Source organism: Parvibaculum sp., from assembly GCF_030651915.1.
In the GTDB taxonomy this organism is placed as follows: domain Bacteria; phylum Pseudomonadota; class Alphaproteobacteria; order Parvibaculales; family Parvibaculaceae; genus Parvibaculum.
This window is the reverse complement of sequence record NZ_JAUSBV010000002.1, coordinates 594,461-619,697: the sequence shown is the minus strand read 5'-3', so window position 1 is coordinate 619,697 and position 25,237 is coordinate 594,461. Positions and strand designations below refer to the sequence as shown.

At 64.0% G+C, this 25,237-nt stretch carries 25 protein-coding genes; 10 read left to right on the top strand and 15 right to left on the bottom strand.

Translation table 11 applies throughout. The features are described 5' to 3' along the window. Positions 1–36: 36 nt before the first annotated feature. A complete protein-coding gene (locus tag Q7V31_RS03525; RefSeq protein WP_304732433.1) occupies positions 37–846 on the top strand; it encodes an enoyl-CoA hydratase/isomerase family protein in 810 nt (269 codons plus the stop codon). A gap of 57 nt (positions 847–903) precedes the next feature. On the opposite strand, the gene Q7V31_RS03520 is transcribed toward Q7V31_RS03525, so the two are convergent. Together Q7V31_RS03520 and Q7V31_RS03515 are read right to left on the bottom strand one after the other, a co-directional pair. Continuing rightward, the gene (locus Q7V31_RS03520; protein ID WP_304732432.1) at positions 904–1,437 is read right to left on the bottom strand and encodes a porin family protein; all 534 of its coding nucleotides are present in this window, start codon (positions 1,435–1,437) and stop codon (positions 904–906) included. A gap of 302 nt (positions 1,438–1,739) precedes the next feature. Beyond that, a complete protein-coding gene (locus Q7V31_RS03515; RefSeq protein WP_304732431.1) occupies positions 1,740–2,165 on the bottom strand; it encodes a PaaI family thioesterase in 426 nt (141 codons plus the stop codon). Between the two features lie 413 nt (positions 2,166–2,578). On the opposite strand from Q7V31_RS03515, the gene Q7V31_RS03510 reads away from it, so the two are divergent. Beyond that, the gene (locus Q7V31_RS03510; protein ID WP_304732430.1) at positions 2,579–3,040 is read left to right on the top strand and encodes a hypothetical protein; all 462 of its coding nucleotides are present in this window, start codon (positions 2,579–2,581) and stop codon (positions 3,038–3,040) included. Between the two features lie 8 nt (positions 3,041–3,048). Here the strand turns inward: Q7V31_RS03510 and Q7V31_RS03505 are convergent, their stop codons facing one another. Further along, positions 3,049–3,582 carry a PAS domain-containing protein gene (locus tag Q7V31_RS03505; RefSeq protein ID WP_304732429.1) on the bottom strand — a complete coding sequence of 178 codons (534 nt, stop codon included), beginning with the start codon at positions 3,580–3,582 and terminating at the stop codon, positions 3,049–3,051. A 244-nt stretch (positions 3,583–3,826) separates the two neighbouring features. Between Q7V31_RS03505 and Q7V31_RS03500 the strand changes: the two genes are divergently transcribed. Then, on the top strand, positions 3,827–4,306 hold the full coding sequence (locus Q7V31_RS03500; RefSeq protein ID WP_304732428.1) for a PAS domain-containing protein: 480 nt from the start codon (positions 3,827–3,829) through the stop codon (positions 4,304–4,306). A 6-nt stretch (positions 4,307–4,312) separates the two neighbouring features. Here Q7V31_RS03500 and Q7V31_RS03495 read toward each other — a convergent pair whose 3' ends face one another. After that, positions 4,313–4,867: a PAS domain-containing protein gene (locus Q7V31_RS03495; protein WP_304732427.1), complete on the bottom strand. Its 555-nt coding sequence runs from the start codon at positions 4,865–4,867 to the stop codon at positions 4,313–4,315. A 268-nt stretch (positions 4,868–5,135) separates the two neighbouring features. On the opposite strand from Q7V31_RS03495, the gene Q7V31_RS03490 reads away from it, so the two are divergent. The 3 genes from Q7V31_RS03490 (at position 5,136) to Q7V31_RS03480 (ending at position 9,578) form a co-directional block, all read left to right on the top strand. Next, positions 5,136–5,933, top strand: a complete 798-nt coding sequence (locus Q7V31_RS03490; RefSeq protein WP_304732426.1) for a hypothetical protein — start codon at positions 5,136–5,138, stop codon at positions 5,931–5,933. A 440-nt stretch (positions 5,934–6,373) separates the two neighbouring features. After that, positions 6,374–8,224, top strand: coding sequence for an acyl-CoA dehydrogenase C-terminal domain-containing protein (locus Q7V31_RS03485; protein ID WP_304732425.1), 1,851 nt, complete (start codon positions 6,374–6,376; stop codon positions 8,222–8,224). Positions 8,225–8,810: 586 nt separating this feature from the next. Further along, a complete protein-coding gene (locus Q7V31_RS03480) occupies positions 8,811–9,578 on the top strand; it encodes an SDR family oxidoreductase (protein WP_304732424.1) in 768 nt (255 codons plus the stop codon). A 31-nt stretch (positions 9,579–9,609) separates the two neighbouring features. On the opposite strand, the gene tcmP is transcribed toward Q7V31_RS03480, so the two are convergent. From tcmP to Q7V31_RS03460, 4 genes are all read right to left on the bottom strand, one after another. Further along, on the bottom strand, positions 9,610–10,461 hold the full coding sequence (tcmP, locus tag Q7V31_RS03475) for a three-Cys-motif partner protein TcmP (protein ID WP_304732423.1): 852 nt from the start codon (positions 10,459–10,461) through the stop codon (positions 9,610–9,612). Positions 10,462–10,471: 10 nt separating this feature from the next. Further along, positions 10,472–11,239 (bottom strand): DUF5131 family protein, encoded by a 768-nt coding sequence (locus Q7V31_RS03470; protein WP_304732422.1) that lies wholly within the window; start codon positions 11,237–11,239, stop codon positions 10,472–10,474. Between the two features lie 265 nt (positions 11,240–11,504). Continuing rightward, on the bottom strand, positions 11,505–12,410 hold the full coding sequence (locus tag Q7V31_RS03465) for an alpha/beta fold hydrolase (protein WP_304732421.1): 906 nt from the start codon (positions 12,408–12,410) through the stop codon (positions 11,505–11,507). A 4-nt stretch (positions 12,411–12,414) separates the two neighbouring features. Next, positions 12,415–13,323 carry an alpha/beta fold hydrolase gene (locus Q7V31_RS03460; protein WP_304732420.1) on the bottom strand — a complete coding sequence of 303 codons (909 nt, stop codon included), beginning with the start codon at positions 13,321–13,323 and terminating at the stop codon, positions 12,415–12,417. A 146-nt stretch (positions 13,324–13,469) separates the two neighbouring features. Between Q7V31_RS03460 and Q7V31_RS03455 the strand changes: the two genes are divergently transcribed. Beyond that, positions 13,470–14,120 carry a 2-hydroxychromene-2-carboxylate isomerase gene (locus tag Q7V31_RS03455; protein ID WP_304732419.1) on the top strand — a complete coding sequence of 217 codons (651 nt, stop codon included), beginning with the start codon at positions 13,470–13,472 and terminating at the stop codon, positions 14,118–14,120. Here Q7V31_RS03455 and Q7V31_RS03450 read toward each other — a convergent pair. Next, complete coding sequence (locus Q7V31_RS03450) at positions 14,117–14,533, bottom strand: hypothetical protein (RefSeq protein ID WP_304732418.1); 417 nt, start codon at positions 14,531–14,533, stop codon at positions 14,117–14,119. The two genes, Q7V31_RS03455 and Q7V31_RS03450, sit on opposite strands and share 4 nt — an antisense overlap. 126 nt (positions 14,534–14,659) lie before the next feature. Here Q7V31_RS03450 and Q7V31_RS03445 point away from each other — a divergent pair, with 126 nt between their 5' ends. From Q7V31_RS03445 to Q7V31_RS03435, 3 genes are read left to right on the top strand one after another with little or no spacing between them, the layout of a single operon-like run. Next, the gene (locus Q7V31_RS03445) at positions 14,660–16,360 is read left to right on the top strand and encodes a glycerol-3-phosphate dehydrogenase/oxidase (protein WP_304732417.1); all 1,701 of its coding nucleotides are present in this window, start codon (positions 14,660–14,662) and stop codon (positions 16,358–16,360) included. After that, on the top strand, positions 16,357–17,307 hold the full coding sequence (locus Q7V31_RS03440; RefSeq protein WP_304732416.1) for a diacylglycerol kinase family protein: 951 nt from the start codon (positions 16,357–16,359) through the stop codon (positions 17,305–17,307). Before Q7V31_RS03445 ends, Q7V31_RS03440 begins: the two co-directional genes overlap by 4 nt. 25 nt (positions 17,308–17,332) lie before the next feature. Continuing rightward, positions 17,333–19,003 carry an FAD-binding oxidoreductase gene (locus Q7V31_RS03435; RefSeq protein WP_304732415.1) on the top strand — a complete coding sequence of 557 codons (1,671 nt, stop codon included), beginning with the start codon at positions 17,333–17,335 and terminating at the stop codon, positions 19,001–19,003. Here the strand turns inward: Q7V31_RS03435 and Q7V31_RS03430 are convergent. From Q7V31_RS03430 to Q7V31_RS03405, 6 genes are all read right to left on the bottom strand, one after another. Beyond that, positions 19,000–20,703: a SulP family inorganic anion transporter gene (locus Q7V31_RS03430; RefSeq protein ID WP_304732414.1), complete on the bottom strand. Its 1,704-nt coding sequence runs from the start codon at positions 20,701–20,703 to the stop codon at positions 19,000–19,002. The two genes, Q7V31_RS03435 and Q7V31_RS03430, sit on opposite strands and share 4 nt — an antisense overlap. Before the next feature lie 56 nt (positions 20,704–20,759). Next, a complete protein-coding gene (locus Q7V31_RS03425) occupies positions 20,760–22,349 on the bottom strand; it encodes an AMP-binding protein (RefSeq protein WP_304732413.1) in 1,590 nt (529 codons plus the stop codon). A 129-nt stretch (positions 22,350–22,478) separates the two neighbouring features. After that, positions 22,479–23,420: an alpha/beta hydrolase gene (locus Q7V31_RS03420; protein WP_304732412.1), complete on the bottom strand. Its 942-nt coding sequence runs from the start codon at positions 23,418–23,420 to the stop codon at positions 22,479–22,481. Positions 23,421–23,495: 75 nt separating this feature from the next. After that, positions 23,496–23,702 (bottom strand): hypothetical protein, encoded by a 207-nt coding sequence (locus tag Q7V31_RS03415; protein WP_304732411.1) that lies wholly within the window; start codon positions 23,700–23,702, stop codon positions 23,496–23,498. A gap of 167 nt (positions 23,703–23,869) precedes the next feature. Further along, positions 23,870–24,601 (bottom strand): SDR family NAD(P)-dependent oxidoreductase, encoded by a 732-nt coding sequence (locus Q7V31_RS03410; RefSeq protein WP_304732410.1) that lies wholly within the window; start codon positions 24,599–24,601, stop codon positions 23,870–23,872. Positions 24,602–24,687: 86 nt separating this feature from the next. Then, on the bottom strand, positions 24,688–25,236 hold the full coding sequence (locus Q7V31_RS03405; protein ID WP_304732409.1) for a DUF924 family protein: 549 nt from the start codon (positions 25,234–25,236) through the stop codon (positions 24,688–24,690). Between the last annotated feature and the right edge of the window lies 1 nt (position 25,237).

Here is a 25,237-nt window from a genome sequence, read left to right as displayed (position 1 = left end):
CCCCCGAACAGAACCGTGCGAGGAGGAGAGGCCGTCATGACCGCCTACAAGACATTGATCGTCGAAAAGCAGGGAAGCGTCGACTGGGTGACGATGAACCGCCCGGACGCGCTGAACGCGATGAACCCCGCACTTGTCGACGAGTTACAGGACTATTTCGGCAAGCTCTATACCGACCACGCCGTGCGCGTCGTCGTGCTCAAGGGCGCCGGCCGCGCCTTCTGCGCCGGGCTCGACCTCAAGGAACGCTCGAACCGGCCGGACACCGGCGCGACCGGCAGTCCGCAAGCGGGCCTTGTGTCGCAACGGCGGATCAGCGAAATCGTGATGCGCATGCGGCGCTGCCCGCAGCCGATTATCAGCCTCATCCACGGACCGGCCTGCGGCGGCGGCTTCGCGCTGGCGCTGGCATCCGACATCCGCATCGCCGGCACGAGCGCGCGCATGAACGCGGCTTTCATTCGCATCGGCCTGTCGGCTTGCGATATCGGCGTCAGCTATTTCCTGCCGCGTCTGGTCGGCGTGTCGGTGGCGTCCGAACTGATGATGACCGGCCGCTTCATCGACGCGGCGCGCGCCGAACGCGTGGGGCTTGTCTCGGAGGTGGTGGCGGACGAAAGGCTTGCCGAGGCCGCCGCGCCCTATATCGAGGAGATGCTGACGACATCGCCGCTCGGCCTGCGACTGACCAAGGAATGTCTCAACATGTCGGTCGATGCCGGCAGCCTCGAAGCCGCTGTCGCAATGGAAGACCGCAACCAGATCCTCTGCGCACAGACCAACGACTTCCGCGAAGGCATCGCGGCCTTTCTCGGCAAGCGCAGACCGGACTACACCAACAGCTAGAAAGCAAATCGCCCTCCCCCCGCAAAGGGAGAGGGCGACAAGCCGAACGGAAACGGATCAGAAGCCGTAGACGATCTGCACGGTGAAATCGTCGCTGCTGATCGGATCGAGATCGTAATGCGTCCACTCGCCGCGCAACGACAGGCCGTTGCCCAGCGAATATTCCGCACCGGCGCCGCCGAGCCAGCTCGTGTTGCGGGTATCGATCTTGTACTGATGCACGCCGCCCTTGCCGTAAAGCGCGAGCACATTGCTCAACGGAAAGGAACCGACAAGCTCGACGCCGTAGGTATCGACACCGGTCTCGCCGATGATGCCGGGCGCGCCGTGATCGCCGAGATCGGCATAGAAGCCCTGCACGGCGACATACTGGTTGAGACGCCAGCCGGCGAGACCCTTCCAGCTCCAGTCGTCGCTTTGGTCAGACCAGCCCCAACCGAGACCGCCACCGACATAGAGGCCGGTCTTGAATTCGGTCTTGTTGTAGACGTTGTCGGGACTGTGCGATTGCTGCGCCGAAGCCGCCGTAGCAAAGCCGGCAAGGCCGAGCGAGAGGGCAGCGGCGCAAAGAGTGTAAGTCAGTTTCGTCATGGCATGAGCCTCGCTTTTATTTCGACGAGCGCCCCCCGGAGCCAAGCGGAAGATGACCGCCTGTGACATTTTAAGCAACAGTTTCCGCTGCTGCGCAACCTGCCCGATTGCCGCCACAATTCGAAAAATAGCGCAGCAACACAAGCATTTTCGGGACGGCACGCGAAGAGAGGCGCACCCGGCGATGCCCGCTTTCCACCGCGGCGTGACTGGAATGCAACAGCAGGTGCAAGAATACTTTCCCCCTTACGCGCGCGGACGAATCGCGTCGCGCGCAGGATAATCCGTTTACGGATATTCCCTCAGGCGTCGATGCGCGGCAGCAGACGCACGGTGGAGGAACCCTTGGCGAGAATTTCGCCGGCGGCGTCGCGCAGATCGCCTTCGAGGAAGATCGTGGAGCGGCCGCGCCGTTCGACCCAGCCGGTGGCAACGAGAAGCCCCGGCGCGGCGGGACGGAAGAAGCTGATCTTGATTTCAAGCGACATCGGCGTGAACTTGAATTCGCTCACAGCCATGGCCGCACGCGCCATCGCCGCATCGATCCAGCCGGTAACGAAACCGCCTTGCACGACGCCGCCCGAATGGCACATGCGCATCTGCGCCTCGCATTCGATGGCGGCGCGGCCTTGCTCGGCGTTCATATACAGGGTACGGACGATGCCGAGGGAAGCGCCGAGTTCATCCTTGAAATCGGGCGCGGCAATGTCGCTGGCAAGCTCGGTCATGGGGCAAAAACTCCGCAAACGGGTCAATGGCGATGGCCGCATCATAAGCACGCCCGGGCCTCCGGCCAGTGCCGATTGCGGTTCGCCGATGGGCCAGCCCCTGTTCGCCGGTGAACCGCGACAGCGGTTTGTGACAGCGCAGACCCCCCTCTGTCACGGAACTGTCATAAATCTGTCATAAACCGCCTCGGCGCCGGGATATCCCCCGGGGATAACCCGCTTTATCCCCGTTTCGCGGCGAAGCTGCAGGCGCGGGACACCCGGCCCGGCTGTTGCCCGAAGGCGACAGCGCAGCGCTGCGCTGTAACCCGGCCGCCACACGCCCGCGCCAGGGCGCCGGGAGGTGCATCCGGGCGTACATTGGGGCGTACACTGGCACCGCGAGGGGACGCGGGCAGACAAGGGACCGGACGATGAGAGTTGCGGGCAGCGCGGCGATATTGATCCTTCTACTGACGATCTGGCCGGGCGGCGCCGAGGCTGCCGGCATGAGCCGCGCCGACCATGCCGCCGCGATGGCCGAACTGGCCGGGACCCGCGCCGCGATGGCAGAGGCCCGCGCAGCGCTCGGCGTGGAGGCCGACCGGGCGGCAGCCGCGATCCGCGCCGGCGACCTTGCCGCGCGGCTCGACGCCAGCCGGGCGATGATGCGGGCGGCCGTCCGCGGCGACCGCACGGCGATCCCCTTTGCGCGGCTGACGCCGGCGCGCCAGCGCGCCCGCTGCGTCGTGATGGCAGCCGGCCTGATCGACGAACCCTTGCAGGATTTGTGGACGGTGTGGTCGATGAAGGCGCGTGGCCTTCCGGGGACGGAGGATTTTCCCTTCGCCGCGGAGGGCGCGGACGGCCTCGGGAAGCAGCCGGGCTGCCGCTGACGGCGCCTTCAGTCGCCCCGGGCCGCCTCTTCGGCAACGAATTCGACGACACCGAGAATGCGGTCGACACGGGCCTCGCTCTTGCCCATCGGCAGCAGCAGCACCCGGTAGTGAACATAGTTGCGGTTCTTGTAGAGCCAGGCGGCCGAGGCCGTGTGCGTGTAGAGGCAGCCGCGTTGGCAGACCAGGCGATAGGGCGCCAGCGCCACCTCGGCCGTGGCGCCGAAGACATCTTGCGGCGTGCGGCCGACCGGACTGCCGGTGCCGAAGAACTCGGAAATCATCTCGCCGACGACGCGATAGCGGAATTCGCCTTCAGGCGTCGCCTCCATCAGATAGATGACGGGCAGGTGCTGGCGTAGCGCCATCGGATCGAAATCGGAACGCGCCGGAAAGCGGCGCGCACCGCGCAGGCTTTCCCAATAATGGAGCGCCGCCGGCAGCGCCGCGCCGGTGAGATGTGGACGGATCTCGTCCGGCGCGCCGGCATGTTCGGCGATGACGGCCGACAGCGTCTGCGATGCGGACAGCATGCCGTGCATGATGCGTTTCCTCCCGGGCCCGATACCGGCCTGACATTCATCGTGACCGGGGGGCGTTAAGAGAAGGTTGAAGGCGCATGCCGGTCTTCAGCTGACGGAAAGATGTTGTCCCGGTCGAGTGCGGAGCACCGCTCCGCAAAAACCGCTGGACGGAGCCAAGCAAGGGCGATTAGCGTCGACACGGGAACCCCTCCGCCGCTGATGCGATCCGGCGGACCGGGGGCGATGCAGCGGGAGTGATGCCTTGTTCGACAATCTGACGGAGTTCCGGCCGGTCGCCGACCTGTCGCGGCTGCACGGCAATCTGGCGGCGCTCCATCGCTACTGGCAGGACAAGCGGCGGCACGGCACGCTGCCGGCGCGCAGGGACATCGACCCGGTCGAGATTCCGCGCCTGCTGCCGCATATCGCGCTGCTCGACATTCTGCGCGACCCGCTCGACTGGCGCTACCGGCTGGTCGGCACGCGCATTGTCGAGGTCATGGGCGCCGAACGCACCGGCAAGCGCATGCGCGAACTGTTCACGCCGCCGGCGATCGAGGCGACGGTGACGCTGATGACCGAGCTTCTGGCGACGCGCGAACCGCTGGCCTTTTCGGGCCGGCTCTTCTGGCTCGACAAGGACCATGTGGCGTTCGAGACGCTGATCCTGCCGCTGGCGAGCGACGGCGAGCGCGTGGATATGGCCGTGATGGGGCTGGAGTTCGGCCAGCCGAAAGCCTGACCCGCATCAGGCGCGGGCGGCCTCTTCCGCGCTGACGAATTCGGCGCAGCAGAGGACCTTGTCGACCTTGTCGTCGCTTTCGCCGAGGGGGAGCACGACGACTTCGTAATAGACATAGTTGCGATCCTGATAGATCCAGCTCGCCGACGCCGTGTGCATATAGGGCGCGCGTTGGCCACTGCAGATGCGCAAGGGGCCGAGCGCGCCTTCGGCATTGGCGCCAAAAATATCTTCGGGCGTCTTGCCCGCCGGATTGCCGACGCCGAAAAAATCGGAAACGATCGAGCCGACGACGCGGTAGCGCCAGCCGCCATCATCCGTCGCCTCGAGCATGAAGATGTTGGGGAGATATTTACGCACCGCCATCGGATCGAAACCGGCGCGGGCGGGAAAGCGGCGCGGGCCCCTGAGCGTCTCCCAATAGTCGAGAACGGCGCGCGGCCCCGCCGCCGTGAGATGCGGCCGCAGCGTGGCCGCAGCGCCCCAATATTCGGCATGAACGGCCGAAGACGGTGGCACCGGCCTGTCGTCGTCAAGGGGCGAAGGGTCGAAACTGCTCATGCCGCTCTCCCGTTTCCCGGGTCCCCGGAGCCGCGCCGGGGCACGCGCCCGCGCTGCCCGCAAAGAGGTAGATAGTTTGCTGCAGCGGGCATTAAAGGTGCGTTTACAGGTGGGGTGGCGGGAGGTTCGGGAATGGCGTGTGGGAACGGCCGGGGCCGCGGCAAACGCGGAGAGCGGCTCCGCAAAGAGGCGGCGGCGCGGTTTGCCTTGGCGCTCCGCCTGCGGACATAATCGGTGCGGGCGATATCGGGATGGGGGGACGATAATCTTGGAACAGGACATCGTTATCCAGGGTTCGAATCTGCGCTTGCTGCCGCTCCTGTGGTTCCCGGTCTATCTGCTCCTTGTCGGCCTTCCACTTCTCATCATCGCGGTCAGGCGACGTCCACCGCGCAAGGTCGTTCTCTGGACGCTGGCGGGTTTCCTTGCCGTGCCGGTCGTGATGGCCGCTTTGGCCGAGATTGAAGAATTGTATTTTTTCAGACAGTGCAACCGCGACGCGGGATTGCAGATCTATGGCCAGCACCCGGGCGACCTCGACAGCATATTGGTGGTGCCGCACGATGCCGACCTGCCGCATTCACCGGGTAGATATGACGTATGCCTCCGCAATTGCACAACCGCGCTGGCAACAGGCGCTTTCGACTTCGTCGAACAATACGCACCCGGTCGGAACGACAACTGGCGCCATGTTTATGTCTGGCGCTTCTCCGTCGTTCCGCCCGGCCCCTACGGTTGTGACGGCCCCGAGCTGGTCCTGAAGGATCACGACAAGCCCCGACCGCATGCATGCGCCAAAAGGGAACCGGCATCCGCGCTGGCATCGGCCTATGGCGTGAGGCACGAGCGGGAGCGGAAATTTCCGAACATGCGCTACGACAAGGTGGTTCTGTTCGACGTCGGGAGCGGAAGCGTGATCGCCGAGAATGTGATGATCCGCAAGGCACCGCCGATCGCGACACTGCCGTTTATGGGATTGCATCACGCATTGGGACAGATGCCCTGGGCGACCTGCCACGCAAGCGGGGGCATAGATTTTTCACCTGCGAGTCTCGGCATCAGGTAGGGCATAGGCGACGCGCGGACTTCGCATGAGATTCTCTGGCAAGTGAATGCGGAGGGAGGTTTCTCCTGCGCATATTGCATTTTCACTTGAGTCCTTGCGAAGAGAGACGCCGCTGCGCGGCTTCTGGATTGCCGGATCAAGTCCGGCAATGACGAGGTGGGGATGGCAGCGCCCGAATGCGCCGTAAGGCCCATGGATTCCGGCTTTCGCCGGAATGACACCTTTGGGTGTGTTTTGCGCCGCGTGAAACCGCAGCTTGCGGAGTCGCACTCCGCGCATGGCGCCCGCAAATCCGCGCCGGTTTTTGCCGCGTATACAAAGCCGGTTGAGCGCGGCGCGGCAGGATGCCGCCTGCCCTTGCGTCATGCTCGACAAATGGGCGAGGCTCGGCCATATTCCGCCGCGCCTGCTGACAATTATGTAAATCGAAGGAGCCCCCGATGCCGAGCTACAAGGCCCCCGTGGAAGATTTCCTGTTTCTGTTTCACGAGCTTCTTGAAATCGACAAGCGCGGCGACGTGCCGGGCTTCGGCGATCTGACGCCCGACATGACGGCGGCGATCCTCGAAGGCGGGGCGAAATTCTGCGAGGAGGTTCTGCAGCCCTTGAACCAGGTCGGCGACGAGCATGGCTGCGTGCTCGAAAACGGCGTCGTGCGCACGCCGCCCGGCTTCAAGGAAGCTTTCGAGAAATTCTGCGCCGATGGCTGGAACCGCCTGGGCGCGCCGGAGGAAGCCGGCGGCGCCGGCCTGCCCTCGGTCATCACTTTCGCCTTCACCGAAATGGGCATGTCGGCCAACCAGGCTTTCACCATGTATCCGGGCCTGACGACCGCAGCCTATTCGGCGCTCTGGGCGACCGGCGAACCGTGGATGAAGGAGCATGTCGCCAAGAAGATGATCTCCGGCGAATGGACCGGCACCATGTGCCTGACGGAGCCGCATTGCGGCACCGACCTGAAGCTGATGAAGACGAAAGCGGTCGAGCAGGAAGACGGCACCTACCGCATCACCGGCACCAAGATCTTCATTTCCGGTGGCGACCACGACATGACCGACAACATCATCCATATGGTGATCGCCAAGGTGCCGGACGCGGACGGCAAGCTCGCCAACGATCTCTCGACGGTCAATTTCTTCATGGTGCCGAAGATGCTGGTCGACAAGGAGACCGGCGAGATCAAGGGTCGCAACGGCGTTTCCTGCGGCTCGATCGAAAAGAAAATGGGCATCAAGGGCAATGCAACCGCTGTGCTGAATTTCGACGAGGCCGTCGCCTATCGCCTCGGCGGACGCCCGGCCGAAAAGAAGACCGAGACCGGCGAGGTCGTGAAATCGAAATCGGCCGGCATGGCCGGCATGTTCGGGATGATGAACGGCGCCCGCATGGGCGTCGGCATCCAGGGCATCGCGATCGGCGAGGTGGCCTATCAGAACGGCGTCGCCTATGCGAATGAGCGCATCGCCGGCCGCGCGCTGACCGGCGCCAAGAACCCCGATCAGGCGGCCGACCCGATCATGGTGTTCCCGGATGTGCGCCGCCTGCTGATTTCGTCGCGGAGCTTCGTCGAGGGCGCGCGCGCGCTCGCCATGTATGTGTCGATGCTGTTCACGCTGCAGGTCTTCGGCAAGGACGAGAAGGAACGCGAGGAAGCGGCCGATCTGGCGCAGCTGATGACGCCGGTGATCAAGGCCTTCTTCACCGACAAGGGCTTCCAGGCGGCCAACGATTCGATGCAGGTCTTCGGCGGCCATGGCTATGTGCGCGACCACGGCATGGAACAGTTCGTACGCGATGCGCGCATCAACCAGGTCTATGAAGGCGCCAACGGCATCCAGGCGCTCGATCTTGTCGGCCGCAAGATGACGGCCAAGGGCGGACGCGCGACGATGACTTTCTTTGCCAAGCTCGAAGCCTTCATCAAGGAAAACGAAGGCGACGCCGAGATGAAACCTTATGTGGAACCGCTCCGCGCGGGCTACAAGCGCCTCGGCGAAGCGGCCGGCTGGCTGATGGAGAACGCGCCGAAGAATTACGACAATGCGGGTGCCGCCTCCTACGACATGCTGAACATCTTCGGCACCGTGGCGCTCGGCTGGATGTGGGCGCAGATGGCGAAGATCGCTTTGGCGAAACTGAAAGCCGGCGAAGGCAACAAGGAGTTCTACGAGCGCAAGCTGGTGCTGGCGCGTTACTGGATGGAACGCGAAATCCCGATGACGGCGAGCTGGCTCGAACGCGCCAAGCAGGGCGCCGACGGCTACATGGCCCTCGACGCAGCCGCCTTCTGAGGCTTCGTTTGTTGAATACGGAAAGGGCGTCCCGCGGGGCGCCCTTTTTGTTTGGAAGGAAGGAAGGAAGGGAAGGAAGATTTTGCACGCGGAGGCGCGGAGGCGCGGAGGAGGAAGAAAGAAGGATTCACGCGAAGACGCGAAGACGCGAAGAAGAAGGGGTTCACGCAGAGGCGCAGAGACGCAGAGGGGCCGAATGTGTGGCCCCGGTTATGCCCCCATCGTTTCGATGATTGCGCCTTCGGCGCGAAGAGTCTTCCGGCGCGAAGCGCCAGAAAACCTTCTCTTTCTTCGCTGCGGCTCCGCCTCTGCATCCGGTTGAGGTGGCGCAGTGCCTTGCCGCAGATGCGGCGCCTCTGCGTCTCTGCGCCTCTGCGTGCAAAACCTTTCTTTCTTCCTTCTTCGCGTCTTCGCGTGCAAAACCTTCTCTTCTCCGCGCCTTCCTCCTACGCTGCTTTGCAGCTTCGGAGGACAGGCCGCGCCTCCGCGTGAACCCCTTCCCTTTCTTGCCTCTGCGCCGGGATTGCCCATTTCCCCTGCGTCCGCTAGCTTCCCGGCCATTGAAATCTCAACGGGGGAAACTCGGATGAAAAATCTCTTCAGCGTCGAAGGCAAGACGGTGCTCGTGACCGGCGGCTCGCGCGGCATCGGCGAAATGATCGCGACCGGCTTTGTCGAGAACGGCGCGAAAGTCTATATCACCGCGCGCAAGGCGCAGGCCTGCAACGAACTGGCGGAAGAACTGTCGAAGAAAGGCACCTGCATTTCGCTGCCTTTCGATCTCGGCACCACGGACGGCATCAAGGGCATCGCGGCCGAACTTTCGAAGCGCGAAAAGAAGCTCGACGTGCTGATCAACAATGCGGGCGCGGCCTGGGGCGAGCCGATCGACGAGTATTCCGAAAGCGGCTGGGACAAGGTGATGAACATCAACCTGAAGGGCGTGTTCTTCCTGACCCAGGCGATGCTGCCGCTGCTGCGCGCGTCCGCCAGCGCGGAAAACCCGGCCCGCATCATCAACACGGCCTCGGTCAACGGCATCACGCCGCCCGAACTCGAGACCTATGCCTATTCGGCCTCGAAGGCGGGCTGCATCATGCTGACCCGGCATCTGGCCAAGCGCCTGGCGCGCGAACACATCCTGGTCAACGCGATCGCGCCCGGGCCCTTCCCGAGCCAGATGATGAAGGCGACGCTGGAAAGCTTCGGCGACGCGATCAAGGCCGGCAATCCGCTCGGCCGCATCGGCACCCCGGAAGACGCGGCGGGTGTGGCGATCTTCCTCGCCTCGCGCGCTTCCGCTTACACGACGGGCGCGACCATTCCGGTCGATGGCGGCTCGGCGGAGGTTTGAGGGGTAGATAACATTTCAACTAACAGAAAAATCAAAGCAACGTTCCTTGCTGATTCCCGTCGAGGTGTCTGATTTTCTCCCAAAACTCCAATGCTCGATCATGTCTGGCAGCGAATGCCAGCAGGTACAAACGCTGATTCTTCGTCCCTACGACAAGCTCCGCAGTTTCAGTTGTAGACATGCCCTCGGCTTTTAAAAGATTTCTCCAGTGCTCAAGAAACTTCGCGCGAACCAAATCGTCAGACCGAGAAACATCTACATGCTGTCGCCATCCCGGCGCAAAAGAATCTAGCGGAGAGCCCTCTTGCCCAATGTAGCGCCTTAGGTTTCGCTGCAAATCCTGGATGCTGACATGTACCAATATGTCCATTCGCTGAAGCGAGGCCAACTTGCGAATGATGTCAAATGGGAGCGCTTTCAACGCATACGGATCGAGAAATGCAAAGTGAAGAGCGTAGCGATTGAGCTTTTTGACAACGGCATCAACGACGTCCGCTGCTTCCCCCACTTGCTTGAGTGCGGGCGCTCCATCTCTTATGAGTCGAAGTTCCACGGCGTCCGCAAATGCCGGATTCACATCGGCGACATGAACCTGGGTGAAACGTGCGCCGCCGTTGACCGCTTCATGCCAAGCTACCAGCGCACCACCGTCGCGGCTCTCTTGTTCGTCGCGAATCCGAACGCGTCCCGGCCCGGAGAATAGGTCTATAAAGGAGGCTCCTGCGCCACCAGGTCGCGAGAACATCGCTCGGACCGACCGACTAATCCCGACATACTTCTCCAACCGAGCATGCTTATCTTTGACCCATGGACCCACGATTTCGCGGGGCAGGCCATCTTCATCTATTTCATATTTTCCTTCGGAATCAGATTCGTCCACCATCGGACATCCTCTAAATAGCGACGAAGGTAGGCACTTCCCGTCTATCAGGAAACTCGTCCCAAGTGCGACCGTCGAGTTCCCGCCCGGTCTTCGCCTTGTTCTTTCCGCCCCATTGCTTGAAGAAAAAGGCCGTGCCTTTTCGCCGGCATTCAGACCGTATCTCTTCGACCCACGCCTTATCCATCGGGCGCGCCTTCGGACCGGATTCACCGCCGACGATGGCCCAGTCGATATCGGACAAATCGGCGCCCTCGACGGACCCGAGCAAGGGCTCAAACGAGACAAACCGTATCGCTGCTTTCGACGCGCGCAGGCTATCGAGTCGATGTGCGTACTCCACATTCTCGACGCTTGTTCCAAGCCACACATTCGGGAGGACGCCAAGCTTCTGTGTCAGCTCTGCCATGCGATCAGGTCGTTTGGTGAGAATCTGAAACGTGTGCCAGTGAGAGCGGGCCATCACATCCCAAACCGCTTCGATGAAAGTAAACGGCACTTTCTCCTGAAAAAGGTCCGACATGGAATTGACGAAGACCATGCGCGGCTTTTTCCACTTCAACGGAAGTTCAAGCCCGGTCTTGTCGAGCCTGACTTTGCCGGTCCAAACCGCACGTCCGCCTGATCGCCTCGTGAGTCCGGTATATTTCGGCGTTCCCATGGCCTCAAGCCGCGCCGCCATTCTCATCGCATAGCAATTCGTGCATCCGGGCGACAGAATCGTACAGCCAGCAACGGGATTCCAGGTCGCGTCGGTCCACTCGATCGATGACTCCGCCATGTATGCCTCCCACGGCCGGAAAGCCGCGAATCGGTTTCAGAATGAATCATTCGACTGCCGCCGTCAAAGCCATCGGAGGGCGGGACTAGCTGGACCACGACGGGTGCGACCATTCCTGTCGATGGCGGCTCGGCGGAGGTTTGAGGGGAAGCCCCCTCACCCTTCCGCGGGCTGACGCCCGCTCCCTCCCTCTCCCCGCTGGGGAGAGGGAAGGGGCCCGGCGATGCGGCGAAGCCGCATCGTTGGGAAGGGTGAGGGGCCTTCCCTACTCCGCCGCCTGCTGGCGTTCGGCCGCGCGGGCATGGGTGGCGATGAGGTCGACATATTGCGCGCAGAGTTCGACGGGGAGGTCGTGGCCCATGCCGTCGATCGAGACGAGTTTCGCGCCCGGCACCGATTTGGCCGTGTCTTCGCCGCCGGCATGCGGCACCAGCGGATCGGCCTTGCCGTGAATGACCAGGAACGGCACGCGCACCTTCCTCAGCGCCTCGACGCGTGAGCCGTCGCCCATGATCGCCGCATATTGGCGGATGCCGCCTTCGGGGTAATACATGTGGTCGTATTCGCGCGCGACCAGGGCGTAGAGGTCGTCATCGGTTTTCGGATATGCCGGGCTCTGATAGACGCGCCGTCCCTTCATGCGGTGACGGATCACGTCTTCGCGCTCCTCGGACGGCGGCTGCGCCTGCAAGGCTTTCAGGGCGTCGTCGCTGGCCCCCGGCAGATCGGGATTGCCGGTCGAGGACATGATCGAGGTGACGGAGGTCAGCCGCTCGGGATGATGGATCGCCATGCGCTGCACGATCATGCCGCCCATCGAGATGCCCATGATGTGGGCCCGCCCGATGCCGAGCGCATCGAGCACGCCGATGCCGTCGGCCGCCATATCGGCAAGCCTATAGGGCATGTCGGGCTTTTTGCCCGCCCGCACCGCCGCAATGACATCAGCGATCTTCGGCAGGCCGGAAAATTTCTGCGACTTGCCGACATCGCGATTGTCGTAGCGGATGACGCGGAAGCCTTCGGCGCGAAGTCCCTCCATCAGCTCCTCGGGCCAGCTCATCAGGGTCGAGGTGTAGCCGTTGACGAAAAGGATCGGCGTGGCATCCGCCGGACCGCGATCCTCGCAATTGATCGCGATACCGTTGGCCGTGACGATTTTCTGCACCATCGGCTCAATCCGCCGCGCGCGAGACGCTGGAAGCGCGCTTGGCCGCCGCCTCGATGGCATCGGCAAAGGTGGCGACCAGACCGAGCGGGAAATCGTGGCCCATGCCGGGAATGACGCGAAGCTCCGCCCCCGGAATATTCTCGGCCGTGTCCTTGCCGCCCGCGACCGGCACCAGCGGATCGTCGGCACCATGCAGCACCACGGCGGGCAGGTTGAGCATCTTCAGCTTTGCGCGGCGGTCGCCATTGGCGACGATGGCCGCCATCTGGCGGGCAACGCCCACAGGATAGAGCGAGCGGTTGACGTCGCGCGTGACCCACGCGCGAAGCGTCGCATCATCCGTTTTGTAGCCGGGGCTGCCGATCGTGTTCCAGGCGAGCATGCCGCGCTCGATGGCGGCGGGAATGTCGCCTTCCGGCGCCGGCGTCATCAGCACGGCCATGGCTTCGGGCTTGCCCTGCGGCAGCGCCGGATTGCCCGTGGTCGACATGATGGAGGTGAGCGAGAGCGCGTATTCGGGATTATTGATCGCGACGAGCTGCGCGATCATGCCGCCCATCGAGGCGCCGACGATATGGGCGCGGTCGATGCCGAGCGCATCGAGCAGCCCGACGGCGTCTTTCGCCATCTCGTCCAGCGCATAAGGCGCGGTGGCGGTCTTGCCGGCCATCAGCGCACCGAAAATCGCCGTCATGTCGGGCATGCCGAGATCGTCGAACTTGTGCGACAGGCCGACATCGCGATTGTCGAAACGGACAACCCGGTAGCCGCGCGCGACCAGCTCGTCGCAGAGCTCGGTCGGCCACATGGTCAACTGCGCGCCGAGCCCCATGATCAGCAGCACGGTGTCGCGGTCTTCCGGACCGAAGCTTTCATATTCGATAGTGATGCCGTTCGCCTTGACCTGCGGCATGGATGGTCCTCCCCTGTTGGTGCGTGGCCTGATGGCTCTTTGGCAAAAGTCTAACAGCCTGCTTGCGCCCGGTGCATCCCCGGCGATACTAATGAGAGACATTAAAGACCGGCCCGCAGCGGCCGGCAAGTGAGGAACCCCCCGCGATGACGCTGACCTACGATCTCTTCTGGTCGTTCCGCTCGCCCTATTCCTATCTGGTGACGCCGCGGCTTGCCGCCTTCGAGCGCGACTTCGATGTGACGGCCCATGTGCGCCCCGTCTATCCGATCGCGGTGCGCATCGACGGCTTCTTCAAGCAGGTCAATCCGATGTGGCCGCCTTACCTGCTGAAGGACACGCGCCGCGTCGCCGAGATGGAGGGCCTTCCTTACGCCTGGCCCTCGCCCGACCCGGTGGTGATGGACATGAAATCGGGCACGGTGCCCAAAGAGCAGCCCCATATCCACCGGCTGACACGAACCGGCGCACTGGCGGCCGAACGGGGCCGCGGCCTCGCCTTTCTCGCCGAGGTTTCGGGCGTGATTTTCGGCGGGACCAAGAACTGGCATGAGGGCAACCATCTGCGCGGCGCGGCGGCCCGCGCCGGCCTCGACATGGACGAGCTGGACGCGGCGGCGGAAGCGGAAGCCGACCGCCTCGAAGCCGTTATCGCCGAAAACGAAGCGGCGCAGAAGGCGGCCGGTCACTGGGGCGTGCCGCTGATGGTCTTCGACGGCGAACCCTTTTTCGGCCAGGACCGCTTCGACCACCTGAAATGGCGGATGGCGCAGCGCGGGCTGAAGAAGCGGAGTTAGGCGCCCGTGTCGGCGAAAGGCTCGGCGACGATCTGATGCTCGTCTTCGTAAACGATATAGCCGGGACGCGCGCTTTTGATCATGGTGACGAAATGGCCGTATTCCTGAAGGATTCGCGAAATCTCGCGCATCCGCGAAATGTGCTCCGTTGCGCTGGGCTTGAGCCAGGAAATACCCCGGCCCGAACGCCGGTAACTGCCTTTGGAGGTGCTCCGGTTGAAACGCTCCGGGACCGGCAGATGATCGTCAAACCAGGCGAGATGCCCGTCCATGACGTCGCGATCGACAGCCGATAGAAAATGTCCCCGCAGAAGCACGTAGGCGTCATTGAACAGACCGTTCCGCACCCCGGTGTTCTCATGTATCCGGCCAACGACGAACCGGAGATATGTGATGGTTGAGACCCTGCCCATGAACCGATTTTGATCCTGCCGCGGATACCGTCAAGCGCCGCACGGCATACCCGCCGTGACGCTGGACCCTCGGTCAAGGGAGAGCTAGCCTCCCAACCCCGGGGCCAATCAACGGATAACGACAAGATGCAGCGCGACCTTCACGCCATGAGTGCGACCGATTACGACCTCGTGGTGGTGGGTGGCGGCATTACCGGCGCCAGTGTCGCCTGGGACGCGGCGCTCAGGGGCCTCAAGGTGGCGCTGCTGGAGAAGGACGATTTCGCCCATGCGACGACGGCCGGCTCCTCGAAGCTGGTGCATGGCGGGCTTCGCTACCTCGTCAATGGCGAATTGAAGCTGGTGCGCGAGTCGCTTCGCGAGCGCCGCCTGTGGGAGAACAACGCGCCGCATATGGTCCATCCGCTGCCCTTCGTGCTGCCGACTTATGGCTGGGGCATGTCGGGGCCGATCGTGATGTCGATCGGGCTGGCGCTTTACGACCTGCTCTCCTTCGACCGCAACTGGCTGAACGACGACGACAAGAAGCTGCCGGGTTTCAAGCGGCTGTCGAAAGGCAAGGCGCTCGACCTGGTGCCGTCGCTGCCGCGCGAGGGCCTGACCGGCGCCATGGTCTATTACGATTGCCAGATGTTCGCGCCCGAACGCCTCTGCCTCGAATGCATCGAGGGCGCGGCCGAATATGGCGCCGACACCGCCAATTATGCCGAGGTGACCGGCTTTGTCAGCGAAGCGGCGATGGGCAAGGGCGTGCGCATCACCGGCGTCGAGGTGACCGACCGGCTGACGGGCGCCACGCACACGATAAAAGGCAAGCTGGTCGTCAACGCGTCCGGGCCCTGGGCCGACCGGCTGATGGGCTTTGCCGACGAAACGCCGGCGCGCCGGTTGATCCGCTCGAAGGGCATCCACATCATCACCCGTGCGCTGACCGGCGAAAATGCGCTGGCGATCAAATCGAAGATCGGCGGGCATTTCTTCGTCATCCCCTGGCGCGGCCACACCATTATCGGCACCACCGACACCGTGTTCGAGGACGAGCCGGACAGCGTCGGCGTCACCGAAAAGGACATCGCCGATTTTCTCGCCGTCGTGAATGACGGCTTGCCGGGGCTCAATCTGACCCGCGCCGACGTGCTGCATTTCTATGTGGGCTTACGTCCGCTGGTCGACACGACGCCGCAAGTCGCCGAGGGCGCGGACGGCAAGAAGGACTCATACAACGCCAGCCGCGCCGCGGAGGTTTACGACCATGCGCCCGAGGAAGCGATCGAGGGGCTGGTCTCGGCGATCGGCGGCAAATGGACGACCTCGCGCCATCTCGCCGAACAGGTGGTCGACCTCGCGCTGAAGAAGCTCGGCAAGACCGCCAAATGCGAAACGCATTGCACGCCGGTCTATGGCGGCGAGATCGGCCGGCTGAAAAGCTTCATTGCCCGGGCGAAGAAGCGCCACGCCCATCTGCCGGGCGATGTGGTCGAGAACCTGGTCGGCTTCTATGGCAGCCGCATCGACGAAGTGCTGGCGACGGCCGATGAGCGCCAGGGCGAGCGCGACGAACTGCTGCGCCGCCTCGGCCCCAATGTCGCCGAGATCGGCGCGCAGGTGGTGCATGCGGTGCGCCACGAAATGGCGCTGCATCTGGCCGACGTCGTCTTCCGCCGCACCGGCCTCGGCACACTCGGCCATCCGGGCCCGGATGTGATTTCCCGCGCCGCCGAACTGATGCGCCGCGAACTTGGCTGGGACGAAACCGTGATGGCGCGCGAGATCGCCGAAACGACGCGGGCCTTCGAGCCGCAAGCCGCAAAGGGAGCCGCCGCATGACCCCGCATATCGCCGCCATCGTCAATCCGCGCTCGGGCGGCGGCCGCACCGGCCGCGCCTGGCGCGTCATCGCCGCCGCGCTGGAAAAGGAACTCGGGCCGGTGCGCGCGCATTTCACCAGCGGCCCCTCGACACCGCATTTCCTGCCCGCCGCCGAACTGACGCGCCGCGCCTTGAAGGACGGTGCGCAACTGGTGATCGCGGTCGGCGGCGACGGCACCATCAACGAAGTGGTCAACGGTTTTTTCGAGAACGGGCTGCCGATCAACACCGAAGCGCATTTCGCGATACTGAATGCCGGCACCGGCGGCGATTTCCGCCGCACCTTCGACCTGCCGCAGGATCCCGAAGGCTGCGTCGCCCGCATCGCCGCCGGCACGACGCGCAAGATCGATCTTGGCAAGCTGACATTCGTTTCCGAGGATGGCGGCGAAGCGACGCGCTGGTTCGACAATATCGCCAGCTTCGGCCTGTCGGGCGAAACGGTGCGCGCGGTCAATCGCGCCACCTGGCAAAAGGCGCTGGGTGGCAATTTCACCTTCTTCTGGGCGACGCTGGCAACGGCGCTGCGCCACAAGACAAGGGCTGTGCGCATCACCACCGACACGGGCTTCGACGAAACGCTGAATATCGGCCTCGGCGCCGTCGCCAATGGCCGCTATTTCGGCAGCGGGCTGAAAATGGCGCCCGACGCCGAACCCGATGACGGCTTGTTCGATCTCGTCATGATGCGCGATCTTACCTTCATGGATCTCCTGACCGGCACTGGATCGATGAAGGAGGGCACGCATATCGGCGGCGAGAAAGTTTCGCACACCCGCGCGAAATGGGTGATGGCGACACCGATGGGCGCCGAGCCGGTGCTGCTCGATGTCGACGGCGAAGGGCCGGGCCGCCTGCCGGCGCGTTTCGACATCGTGCCGCAAGCGCTGACCCTGCGCTGCTGACCACAAGAAAAAACGAGGAACGCTGATGACCATCGACCGACAGACGCTGCGCTGGAACGGCTGGGGCCCGGTGAAACAACCGAACCCGCTGCCGGCCGACGCAGCCCAATGGAGCTGGATCGAGGCAACGCTCGGCATGAGCCGGCTGCCGCTGACGCCGGCGGTGCCGCTGGCCGATATTCGCCTGCCGCATAGCCGGCTTTCCAATGCGACGCAGGAAAGACTGCGCGCCATTGTCGGCGACAACCAGTTCCGCACCGACGACTATGAACGCGCCTTCCACGCGCGCGGCAAGTCCTATCACGACCTGCTCTATGTCCGCGCCGGCAAGCTCGACATGGCGCCCGACGCGGTCGTCTATCCGCGCGGCGCCGAGGAGGTGCTGGCGATCGTCAAGCTCTGCAACGAGGAAGGGATCGCACTCATTCCCTATGGCGGCGGCTCCTCGGTGGTGGGCGGCATCAATGCCGTCTCGAAAACCCTGGGCGGCGCCGTGTTGACCCTCGACACGACGCTGATGACGCGCATCGTCCAGATCGACAAGGTGTCGATGACGGCGCGCATCGAGGCCGGCATCTACGGGCCGGCGCTCGAGGAACAGCTGCAGATGCATGGCGTGACGCTGGGTCATTATCCGCAAAGCTTCCAATATTCGACGCTGGGCGGCTGGATCGCCGCGCGCGGCGCCGGGCAACAGTCGAACCGCTATGGCAAGGCCGAGAAATGGCTGGTCTCGGCAAAGCTCGCAACGCCGAAAGGTTTCTGGACCACCGAGGCAACGCCCGCTTCGGCCGCCGGCCCCAATCTCAACCAGCTGGTCGCCGGCTCCGAAGGCACGCTCGGTGTCATCTGCGAGGCGACGGTGAAGATCCACGACCTGCCGGCGCGCAAGGATTATCGCGGCTATCTGTTCAAGAATTTCGCCGCCGGCGTCGAAGCGGCGCGGCGGATCAATCATGCCGAAATTCCGGTGGCGATGGTCCGTCTGTCGGACGCCGCCGAGACCTATTTCTTCCAGACCTTTTCATCGACCGGTTCGGGCGGATTGAAGGCGCGGCTGCAACGCGCCTATCTGAAAATGAAGGGCTTCGACGACACGCCCTGCCTGATGCTGATCGGCCATGAGGGCGAGAAGGACACGGTGATCTGGGCCCAGGAACAGACCGAAGGCATCTGCAAGCGCCTCGGCGCCCTGGCGCTGGGGACCGGCCCCGGCAAGCGCTGGTTTCACGGCCGCTTCAACGGCCCCGCCATTCGCGACCCGATGATGGATCGCGGCGTCGGCGTCGACACGCTCGAAACCTCGACGCGCTGGTCGAACATCGCCAATCTGCATGAAAAGGTAACGGCCGCGATCCGCGATGCGATGGACGCCAACATGCCCGAGCAGAACGCGCATGGCATCGTCATGGCGCATGTCAGCCACTCCTATCCAGACGGATCGAGCCTCTATTTCACCTTCATATTCCCGCGCCAGCTCGACCGGGAAATCGCCCAATGGCAGGCGATCAAGCGCGCCGCCTCCGACGCGATCCTGATGAATGGCGGCACCATCAGCCATCATCACGGCGTCGGCACCGACCACGCGCCCTGGCTGGCGGAGGAAAAAGGCGAGATCGGCATGTCGCTGCTGAAAGCGACGAAGCGCGAGATGGACCCGAAGGGCGTGATGAACCCGGGGAAGCTGTTCGCCTAGTCCTCCGCCACGATCTCCCGCGCCAGCACCAGCGCTTCGTCGATGCCGGAAACGAGCTTGACCAGCGGATCGGCGGTGACGCCCATCTTGCGCAGGATCAGGCGCGGCTGCGTCTGCAAGCCGGTGATCAGCACCCGTGTGCCGTGACGGCGGCAACGCGCGATCAACGCGTCGATGGCGGAGGCCCCCGAGGCATCGATCATCGGCACGGCGCGCATGCGCAAGATCAGCACCCTGGGCGGCGCACCGATGCGGTCGAGCGTTTCGCCCAGCCGCATCGCAACACCGAAGAAGAACGGGCCGCGGATGACGCTGGAGACGACACCCGGCGGCAGCTCGTGCTCCTCGACCGGACGTGAGAGATGCGGTGCGTCGTCGGCGACATCCTCGTCGATGACCTTCATGTCGGCCTGCACCTCGACCGCCTCCGACATGCGGTGCATGAAGAGAACGGCGGCAAGCACGACACCGACCTGGATGGCAACCGTCAGATCGACCGCAACCGTGAGCGCGAAAGTGATCAGCAGCACCGCCCGGTCGCCCGCCGGTGCCTTCATCAGATGGCGGAACTTGTCGATCTCGCTCATGTTCCAGGCGACCACCACCAACACGGCTGCCAGTGCCGCCAGCGGCACGAAACCGGTGAGCGGCCAGAGGAAGAGCATGAAGGCAAGAATGAAGACCGCATGCAGCATGCCGGCGACGGGCCCGCGCGCGCCGGCGCGGATATTGGTGGCGGTGCGCGCGATGGCGCCCGTGGCCGGCAAGCCGCCAACGGCGGCCGACGCACAATTGGCGACACCCTGCGCAACCAGCTCGCAATTGGAGCGGTGGCGGCGCCCGGTCATGCTGTCGGCGACCATCGCCGACAAGAGCGATTCGACGCCGGCCAGAAAGGCGATGGTGAAGGCGCTCGGGAAAAGCACGACGATCCGCTCCATCGTCACATGCGGAAAATCGGGCAGTGCAAAAGAGGGTTCGAGCCCGGCAAAGCGCGTACCGATCGTGTCGGTGTCGATGCCGAACAGCGCGACGACAGCGCCGGCGACGACGACCGCGATCAGAAACGCCGGCCATTCGGGGCGATAGCGCCGCACCAGAAGAATGAGCGCCAGCGCGCCGACGGCCACGGCAACGGTCTGCGGCGCGAAGCCGGGCAGCGCCGCGCCGAGCGCCATCGCTTTTTCGAAAAACTCGGCCGGCTCGTGTTCCATCGTCAGGCCGAAGAAATCCTTCACCTGGCTCGTCGCGATGATGACGGCAATGCCGGCGGTGAAACCGGTGACAACCGGCTGCGGCACATATTTGATGAAGGCGCCGACGCGCAAGAGCCCGGCGCCGATCAGCATGATGCCGGCCATGGCCGTGGCAATCACCAGGCCGTCATAGCCATGAATGGCAATGACGTTGAAGACGACGACGACGAAGGCACCGGTCGGCCCGCCGATCTGGTAGCGGCTGCCGCCCAGCGCCGAAATCAGAAAGCCGGCGACAACGGCGGTGATAAGGCCCTTGTCGGGCGTCGCGCCGCTGGCGATCGCCAGCGCCATGGCAAGCGGCAGGGCGACGATGGCAACCGTCAGCCCGGCAATGAAATCGGCACGAAATGCGGCAAAGCCATAGCCCTCCCGAAGCACGGTGACGAGCTTCGGGATCATCAGCGAGGATTGCGGCACAGGCGTGCCGTCCGGTTGCGACATCGCAATATCTCCGGGTCTTCGGCCTGGCGGCGGAAGGGCCCCGATGCGCGTCGGCCTCAGGCGGCGCCGTCGACCAGACGGCGGAGTTCGGCCTTGGCGATTTTCTCGAGCGTGGAGCGCGGGAGTGAGTCGACGATCCGAATCTCGCGCGGGCGCTTGAAATCCGCAAGTCCCTTCTCGCAGGCCGCCATAACCTGCGCCTGAAGGTCGCGAGGGGCCGCCGTCTCGCCGCCCGGCACCAGCAGGAAGGCGACCGGCACTTCGTCGAGCATCGGATCGCGTTTGCCGACAACCGCGCATTCCTGAATGCCCGGCACCGTCATGATGACGCGCTCGATCTCGGAGGCCGCGACATTCTCGCCGCCGACCTTCAGCATGTCCTTGTCGCGATCGGCGAAGGAAATGAAACCGTCCTCGCCCAGCATCACGCGGTCGCCGGTGATGAAATAGCCCTGCTCGTCGAAACTCTTCGCGGTTGCATCGGGATTGTTCAGATATTCGGAAAACAGCGACAGCCCCGGCACACCGCGCACCAGAAGCTCACCCGTCTCGCCCGGATCGACCGGCGTTCCATCTTCGCGAAGGATCGCGATTTCATAGGAGGTGGCGGGTTTGCCGATCGACATGGGGCGGTTCGGCAGATGCACGTCGCCGACAATGCCATGCGTGATCGTTTCGGTCATACCCCACCAGCCGATCGTCTTGATGCCGAAATGCGCGTCGGTCGGCGGCGCCGAAATGCCGTTGCCCCAGAACCGGTAGCTGTGCGACTTCGGCTTTTCCTGGCCCATCAGCGCGCGCACGCAGAACGGCACCATCGAGGTCCAGGTGCAGCCATGCTTCTGCGAGACAGGCCAGAAACGCGACGCCGAAAAGCGCGGCTGCAACACCACGGTCGCGCCGACCCAGAGCGCGGCCAGTACCGAATAGGACTGCGCATTGGTGTGGAAGAGCGGCAGATAGGTGAGATGCACGTCCGAAGGCCGCAGGTCTTCATGCATGGCGCAGAGCTTGGCGCCCCACAGCGCATTGGCATGCGTCCAGACGACACCCTTGGGGCGCGACGTGGTGCCCGAGGTGTATTGCACGCCGACCGGCAGCATCGGATCGGGCGCGCGCAACGGTACATCGGCCGGATCGCCGTAAAGCGCGGCGAAACTTTCCGCTTTCGGCGGGCGGTTCGCGTCTTTCGGCGTTACGCCATTATCGGTTTCGGTGACGGCAAGCCATTTGATGTTCTTGCATGACGACGCAACAAGACCGGCGAAGGCCGGTTGCGTGATCGCGCCAACGACAGCTGCGTGTTCGCTGAAGTAGATGAGATCGTCGGCAACCGAGCGTGCATTGGTGGTGACGGCAACCGCGCCGAGATGGGCGCAGGCATACCAGGCAATCAGGCTTTCAGGACAATTGTCGAGATGGATCAGCACCCGCTCGCCGGTCTTGACGCCACGCTTCTTCAAACCCGCCGCGACACATGCGACTTCATGCGCGAAGGCGGCATAGCTCCAGGTCCGGGCCTCGCCCTCGAAGGGCTCCCAGATCAGGAAAGGATGCGCACCCCGCGCCGCGACATGCACGGCCAGCAGATGCGGCACGTCGAAATTCGAGAACGGATGAACCAGTGGTGCGCGCAATGCCGGCATGATCGTCTCCCCCTGCTGTTTTCCGCCATATAGCGCATGCGCGCCGCCGCGACCATGCCCGCGCCGGAATTCTGACCGGGCGAACAGTTGCGGCGGGAGGACGGCGCCGGCGAAAGCGGCGCGCAAGCCTCAGGCCAGCGCTTCCTTCAGCGCCTTGGCCGCCGCCTTGACGGCGTCGCGCGCGACGTCGAGCGCTCCCTGCAGGTTGAAGAAGCCGTGGATCATGCCTTCGTAATTGACATATTCGACGGCAACACCGGCGGCCTTCAGCGCCTCGGCATAGGCGCGGCCCTCATCGCGCAGCACGTCGAAGCCGGCAGTGACGACATAGGCAGGCGGCAGGCCGGCCAGCGAGGCCGCACGCAACGGCGAATGACGCGCATCGTCGGCATCCGCGCCGGCGCTGAGAACATAGTGATTCCAGAACCAGTCCATGCCCTCGGCTTCGAGGAAATAGCCCTCCGCGAAATCCTTGTAGGACTTCGTGCGGCGCGGCGCGTCCGTCACCGGATAGATCAGCAGCTGGAAGGCGATGTGCGGACCCTTGTCGGCCTTGGCCTGCAAGGCGACGGCGGCGGCGAGATTGCCGCCGGCGCTGTCGCCCGCCACCGCGATGCGGTTTGGATCGATGCCGATATCGGTGGCGTTTTTCTCCACCCACTTCACGGCCGCCAGGCAATCGTCGAAAGCCGCCGGAAAGGGATGTTCGGGCGCGAGGCGATAATCGACCGCGATCACCTTGCAGCCCGCCTCGTTGGCGAGCGTGCGGCAGAGCGCGTCATGCGTGTCGAGATCGCCGATCACCCAGCCGCCGCCATGGAAATAGACCAGTGCCGGCACCGTGCTGCCGGAAGCAACCGGCGTGTAGAAGCGGACGGGAATGTCGCCTTCGGGTCCGGGGATCGTCCGGTCCTCGATTTTGCCGATGGCGACGCCTTGCAGGTCCATCGCCTGCGCCATGGCGCGGTACATTTCGCGCCCCTGCGCGGGCGGCAGGTCGATCAGGCGCGGCGCGTCGGGATCGGCGGCCAGCGCATCGAGGATCGCTTTCGCCTGTGGGTCGAGTGACATGAGAACGGGCCCCCTGTTGAATTCAAGAGGCCCGTTTTAACCGGCGCGGCGTCCGCGCGCCAAGCGGCAAGTTTGTCAGTGCAGGATATGTCCCTCGCGGCTCATCCGGCCCTCGACCATATGTTCGACGACGCGACGCAGCGTCCGCCATGCATCGGCGCGCATCTTCTCGCCGATTTCCTCAAGTTCCTCGACCGCGGTATCGGCATAGGCAAGCGCCTTGCGGCCATGCGTATCGACCATATAGGCGGCCAGCAGGTTGATTTCGTGGTCGGTGATCATCGGGGCTCTCCGGTTGGCTTGAAGCGATTGCCAAACGAATTGCAACCCGTGGGCCAGCTGAAGCCGGCCCGGATTTCCTTTCATTTCAAGGTGTTAGAGAAAGGGGCGCCGCGCGCGCCCCGGCAGCCCTTGCCGCGCCGGTTAAGGAATCGGGAGGAATCTGCCGCCTACCACGGCTCGGCATGGGTGCGCAGGTCGATTTCGAAGCTCCATGCAGCCGGCTTCTGGCCGTGGAGATAGATATAGGCATCGGCGATGCCTTCGAGGTCGATGAGGCGGCCCTCCTGCGCGCGCTGGGCGGCATATTGCGGCACCAGATTGTGAAGTTTCTCGCCGTCGATGCCGCCATCGACCACCACATGGCCGACATGGATGCCCTGCGGCCCCAACTCCTTGGCGGCACTTTGCGCGAAATTGCGAAGCCCGCCCTTGGCGGCGGTGAAGGCGGCAAAACCTTCGCGGCCCCGCATGCTGGCCGACGCGCCGGTGAAGAGGAGCGTGCCCTGCCCGCGCGGGCTCATGTGATCGGCCGCCTCGCGGGCGAAAAGAAAGGCGCCGAACAGACAGACGCGCCAGCAGCGCTCGAAATAATCGGCCTCCATGCCCGAGATCTTGCCGATCATGTTGTTGCCGGCATTGTAGATGGCGAGATCGACCGGACCCGTCTCCTCCGCCTGCCGGAACAGCGCGACGACATCGATCTCCTGCGTCACGTCGCAGACGACGGGTGTCGCCTGGCCACCGCCATCGCGGATCGCATCTGCCACGGCTTCGAGTTTTTCGCGCGTACGCCCGGCGACGAAGACATGAAGCCCCTCGCCGGCTGCGCGTCGCGACAACACCGCGCCAAGTCCATTGAGCGGGCCGACGCCCGCGACGATTGCTGTTTTGATGGACATGATAATCCCTCCCGCTCGATGTGGCTCAACGCCTCGCAGTTCGGGATATAGTGGGTTCTGAAAAAGAACCAATAGCCGGCATTCATTCAGCCGGCAAAGCCGCCTTCATCGAGGAAAGACTGTTCCTCCGGCGTGGTGCGGCGGCCGAGCACCGCGTTGCGATGAGGAAAGCGGCCGAAGCGGCGGACAATGTCGCGATGCTCGACGGCAAATTTCATCGTCTCGGGATCGTTGAGGCGCTGGGCGAAATAGATCAGGCCGCGTTCCTGCGCCGCCAGCTCTTCGGCATGCATATAGGGCATGTAGAACCACTTGCGCGCCGTTTCCGGCGTCTCGACATCGAAGTGGCGGCGCACGCTCTCATCGGCAAGCGCCAGCGCTTTTGCATCCTGCGCGAAGGCGCGATGGTCGTTGCGCCAGAGATTGCGCGAGAACTGATCGAGCACCAGGATAAGCGCCAGCGCACCGCGCGGCTCATTTGCCCAGTCATCATGCTTGCCGGAAGCCGCCTCGCCATGCAGCGCGCCGAACAGGCGGCGGATATCGGCGTCGAAGGCATCGCTCTTCGTGAACCATTTTTCCGGCCCGGCGGCGAACCAGAAATCGAGCACATCGCGCGGGTGGACATCACTCATC

Coding starts and splice junctions, on each gene's coding strand:
- Q7V31_RS03520 (WP_304732432.1), bottom strand. CDS start 1,437: ATGACGAAACTGACTTACACTCTTTGCGCCGCTGCCCTCTCGCTCGGC.
- Q7V31_RS03435 (WP_304732415.1), top strand. CDS start 17,333: ATGACCATCGACCGACAGACGCTGCGCTGGAACGGCTGGGGCCCGGTG.
- Q7V31_RS03425 (WP_304732413.1), bottom strand. CDS start 22,349: ATGCCGGCATTGCGCGCACCACTGGTTCATCCGTTCTCGAATTTCGAC.
- Q7V31_RS03470 (WP_304732422.1), bottom strand. CDS start 11,239: ATGGCGGAGTCATCGATCGAGTGGACCGACGCGACCTGGAATCCCGTT.
- tcmP (WP_304732423.1), bottom strand. CDS start 10,461: ATGGTGGACGAATCTGATTCCGAAGGAAAATATGAAATAGATGAAGAT.
- Q7V31_RS03510 (WP_304732430.1), top strand. CDS start 2,579: ATGAGAGTTGCGGGCAGCGCGGCGATATTGATCCTTCTACTGACGATC.
- Q7V31_RS03480 (WP_304732424.1), top strand. CDS start 8,811: ATGAAAAATCTCTTCAGCGTCGAAGGCAAGACGGTGCTCGTGACCGGC.
- Q7V31_RS03495 (WP_304732427.1), bottom strand. CDS start 4,867: ATGAGCAGTTTCGACCCTTCGCCCCTTGACGACGACAGGCCGGTGCCA.
- Q7V31_RS03485 (WP_304732425.1), top strand. CDS start 6,374: ATGCCGAGCTACAAGGCCCCCGTGGAAGATTTCCTGTTTCTGTTTCAC.
- Q7V31_RS03405 (WP_304732409.1), bottom strand. CDS start 25,236: ATGAGTGATGTCCACCCGCGCGATGTGCTCGATTTCTGGTTCGCCGCC.
- Q7V31_RS03420 (WP_304732412.1), bottom strand. CDS start 23,420: ATGTCACTCGACCCACAGGCGAAAGCGATCCTCGATGCGCTGGCCGCC.
- Q7V31_RS03460 (WP_304732420.1), bottom strand. CDS start 13,323: ATGCCGCAGGTCAAGGCGAACGGCATCACTATCGAATATGAAAGCTTC.
- Q7V31_RS03440 (WP_304732416.1), top strand. CDS start 16,357: ATGACCCCGCATATCGCCGCCATCGTCAATCCGCGCTCGGGCGGCGGC.
- Q7V31_RS03445 (WP_304732417.1), top strand. CDS start 14,660: ATGCAGCGCGACCTTCACGCCATGAGTGCGACCGATTACGACCTCGTG.
- Q7V31_RS03505 (WP_304732429.1), bottom strand. CDS start 3,582: ATGCACGGCATGCTGTCCGCATCGCAGACGCTGTCGGCCGTCATCGCC.
- Q7V31_RS03430 (WP_304732414.1), bottom strand. CDS start 20,703: ATGTCGCAACCGGACGGCACGCCTGTGCCGCAATCCTCGCTGATGATC.
- Q7V31_RS03415 (WP_304732411.1), bottom strand. CDS start 23,702: ATGATCACCGACCACGAAATCAACCTGCTGGCCGCCTATATGGTCGAT.
- Q7V31_RS03410 (WP_304732410.1), bottom strand. CDS start 24,601: ATGTCCATCAAAACAGCAATCGTCGCGGGCGTCGGCCCGCTCAATGGA.
- Q7V31_RS03525 (WP_304732433.1), top strand. CDS start 37: ATGACCGCCTACAAGACATTGATCGTCGAAAAGCAGGGAAGCGTCGAC.
- Q7V31_RS03450 (WP_304732418.1), bottom strand. CDS start 14,533: ATGGGCAGGGTCTCAACCATCACATATCTCCGGTTCGTCGTTGGCCGG.
- Q7V31_RS03515 (WP_304732431.1), bottom strand. CDS start 2,165: ATGACCGAGCTTGCCAGCGACATTGCCGCGCCCGATTTCAAGGATGAA.
- Q7V31_RS03465 (WP_304732421.1), bottom strand. CDS start 12,410: ATGGTGCAGAAAATCGTCACGGCCAACGGTATCGCGATCAATTGCGAG.
- Q7V31_RS03455 (WP_304732419.1), top strand. CDS start 13,470: ATGACGCTGACCTACGATCTCTTCTGGTCGTTCCGCTCGCCCTATTCC.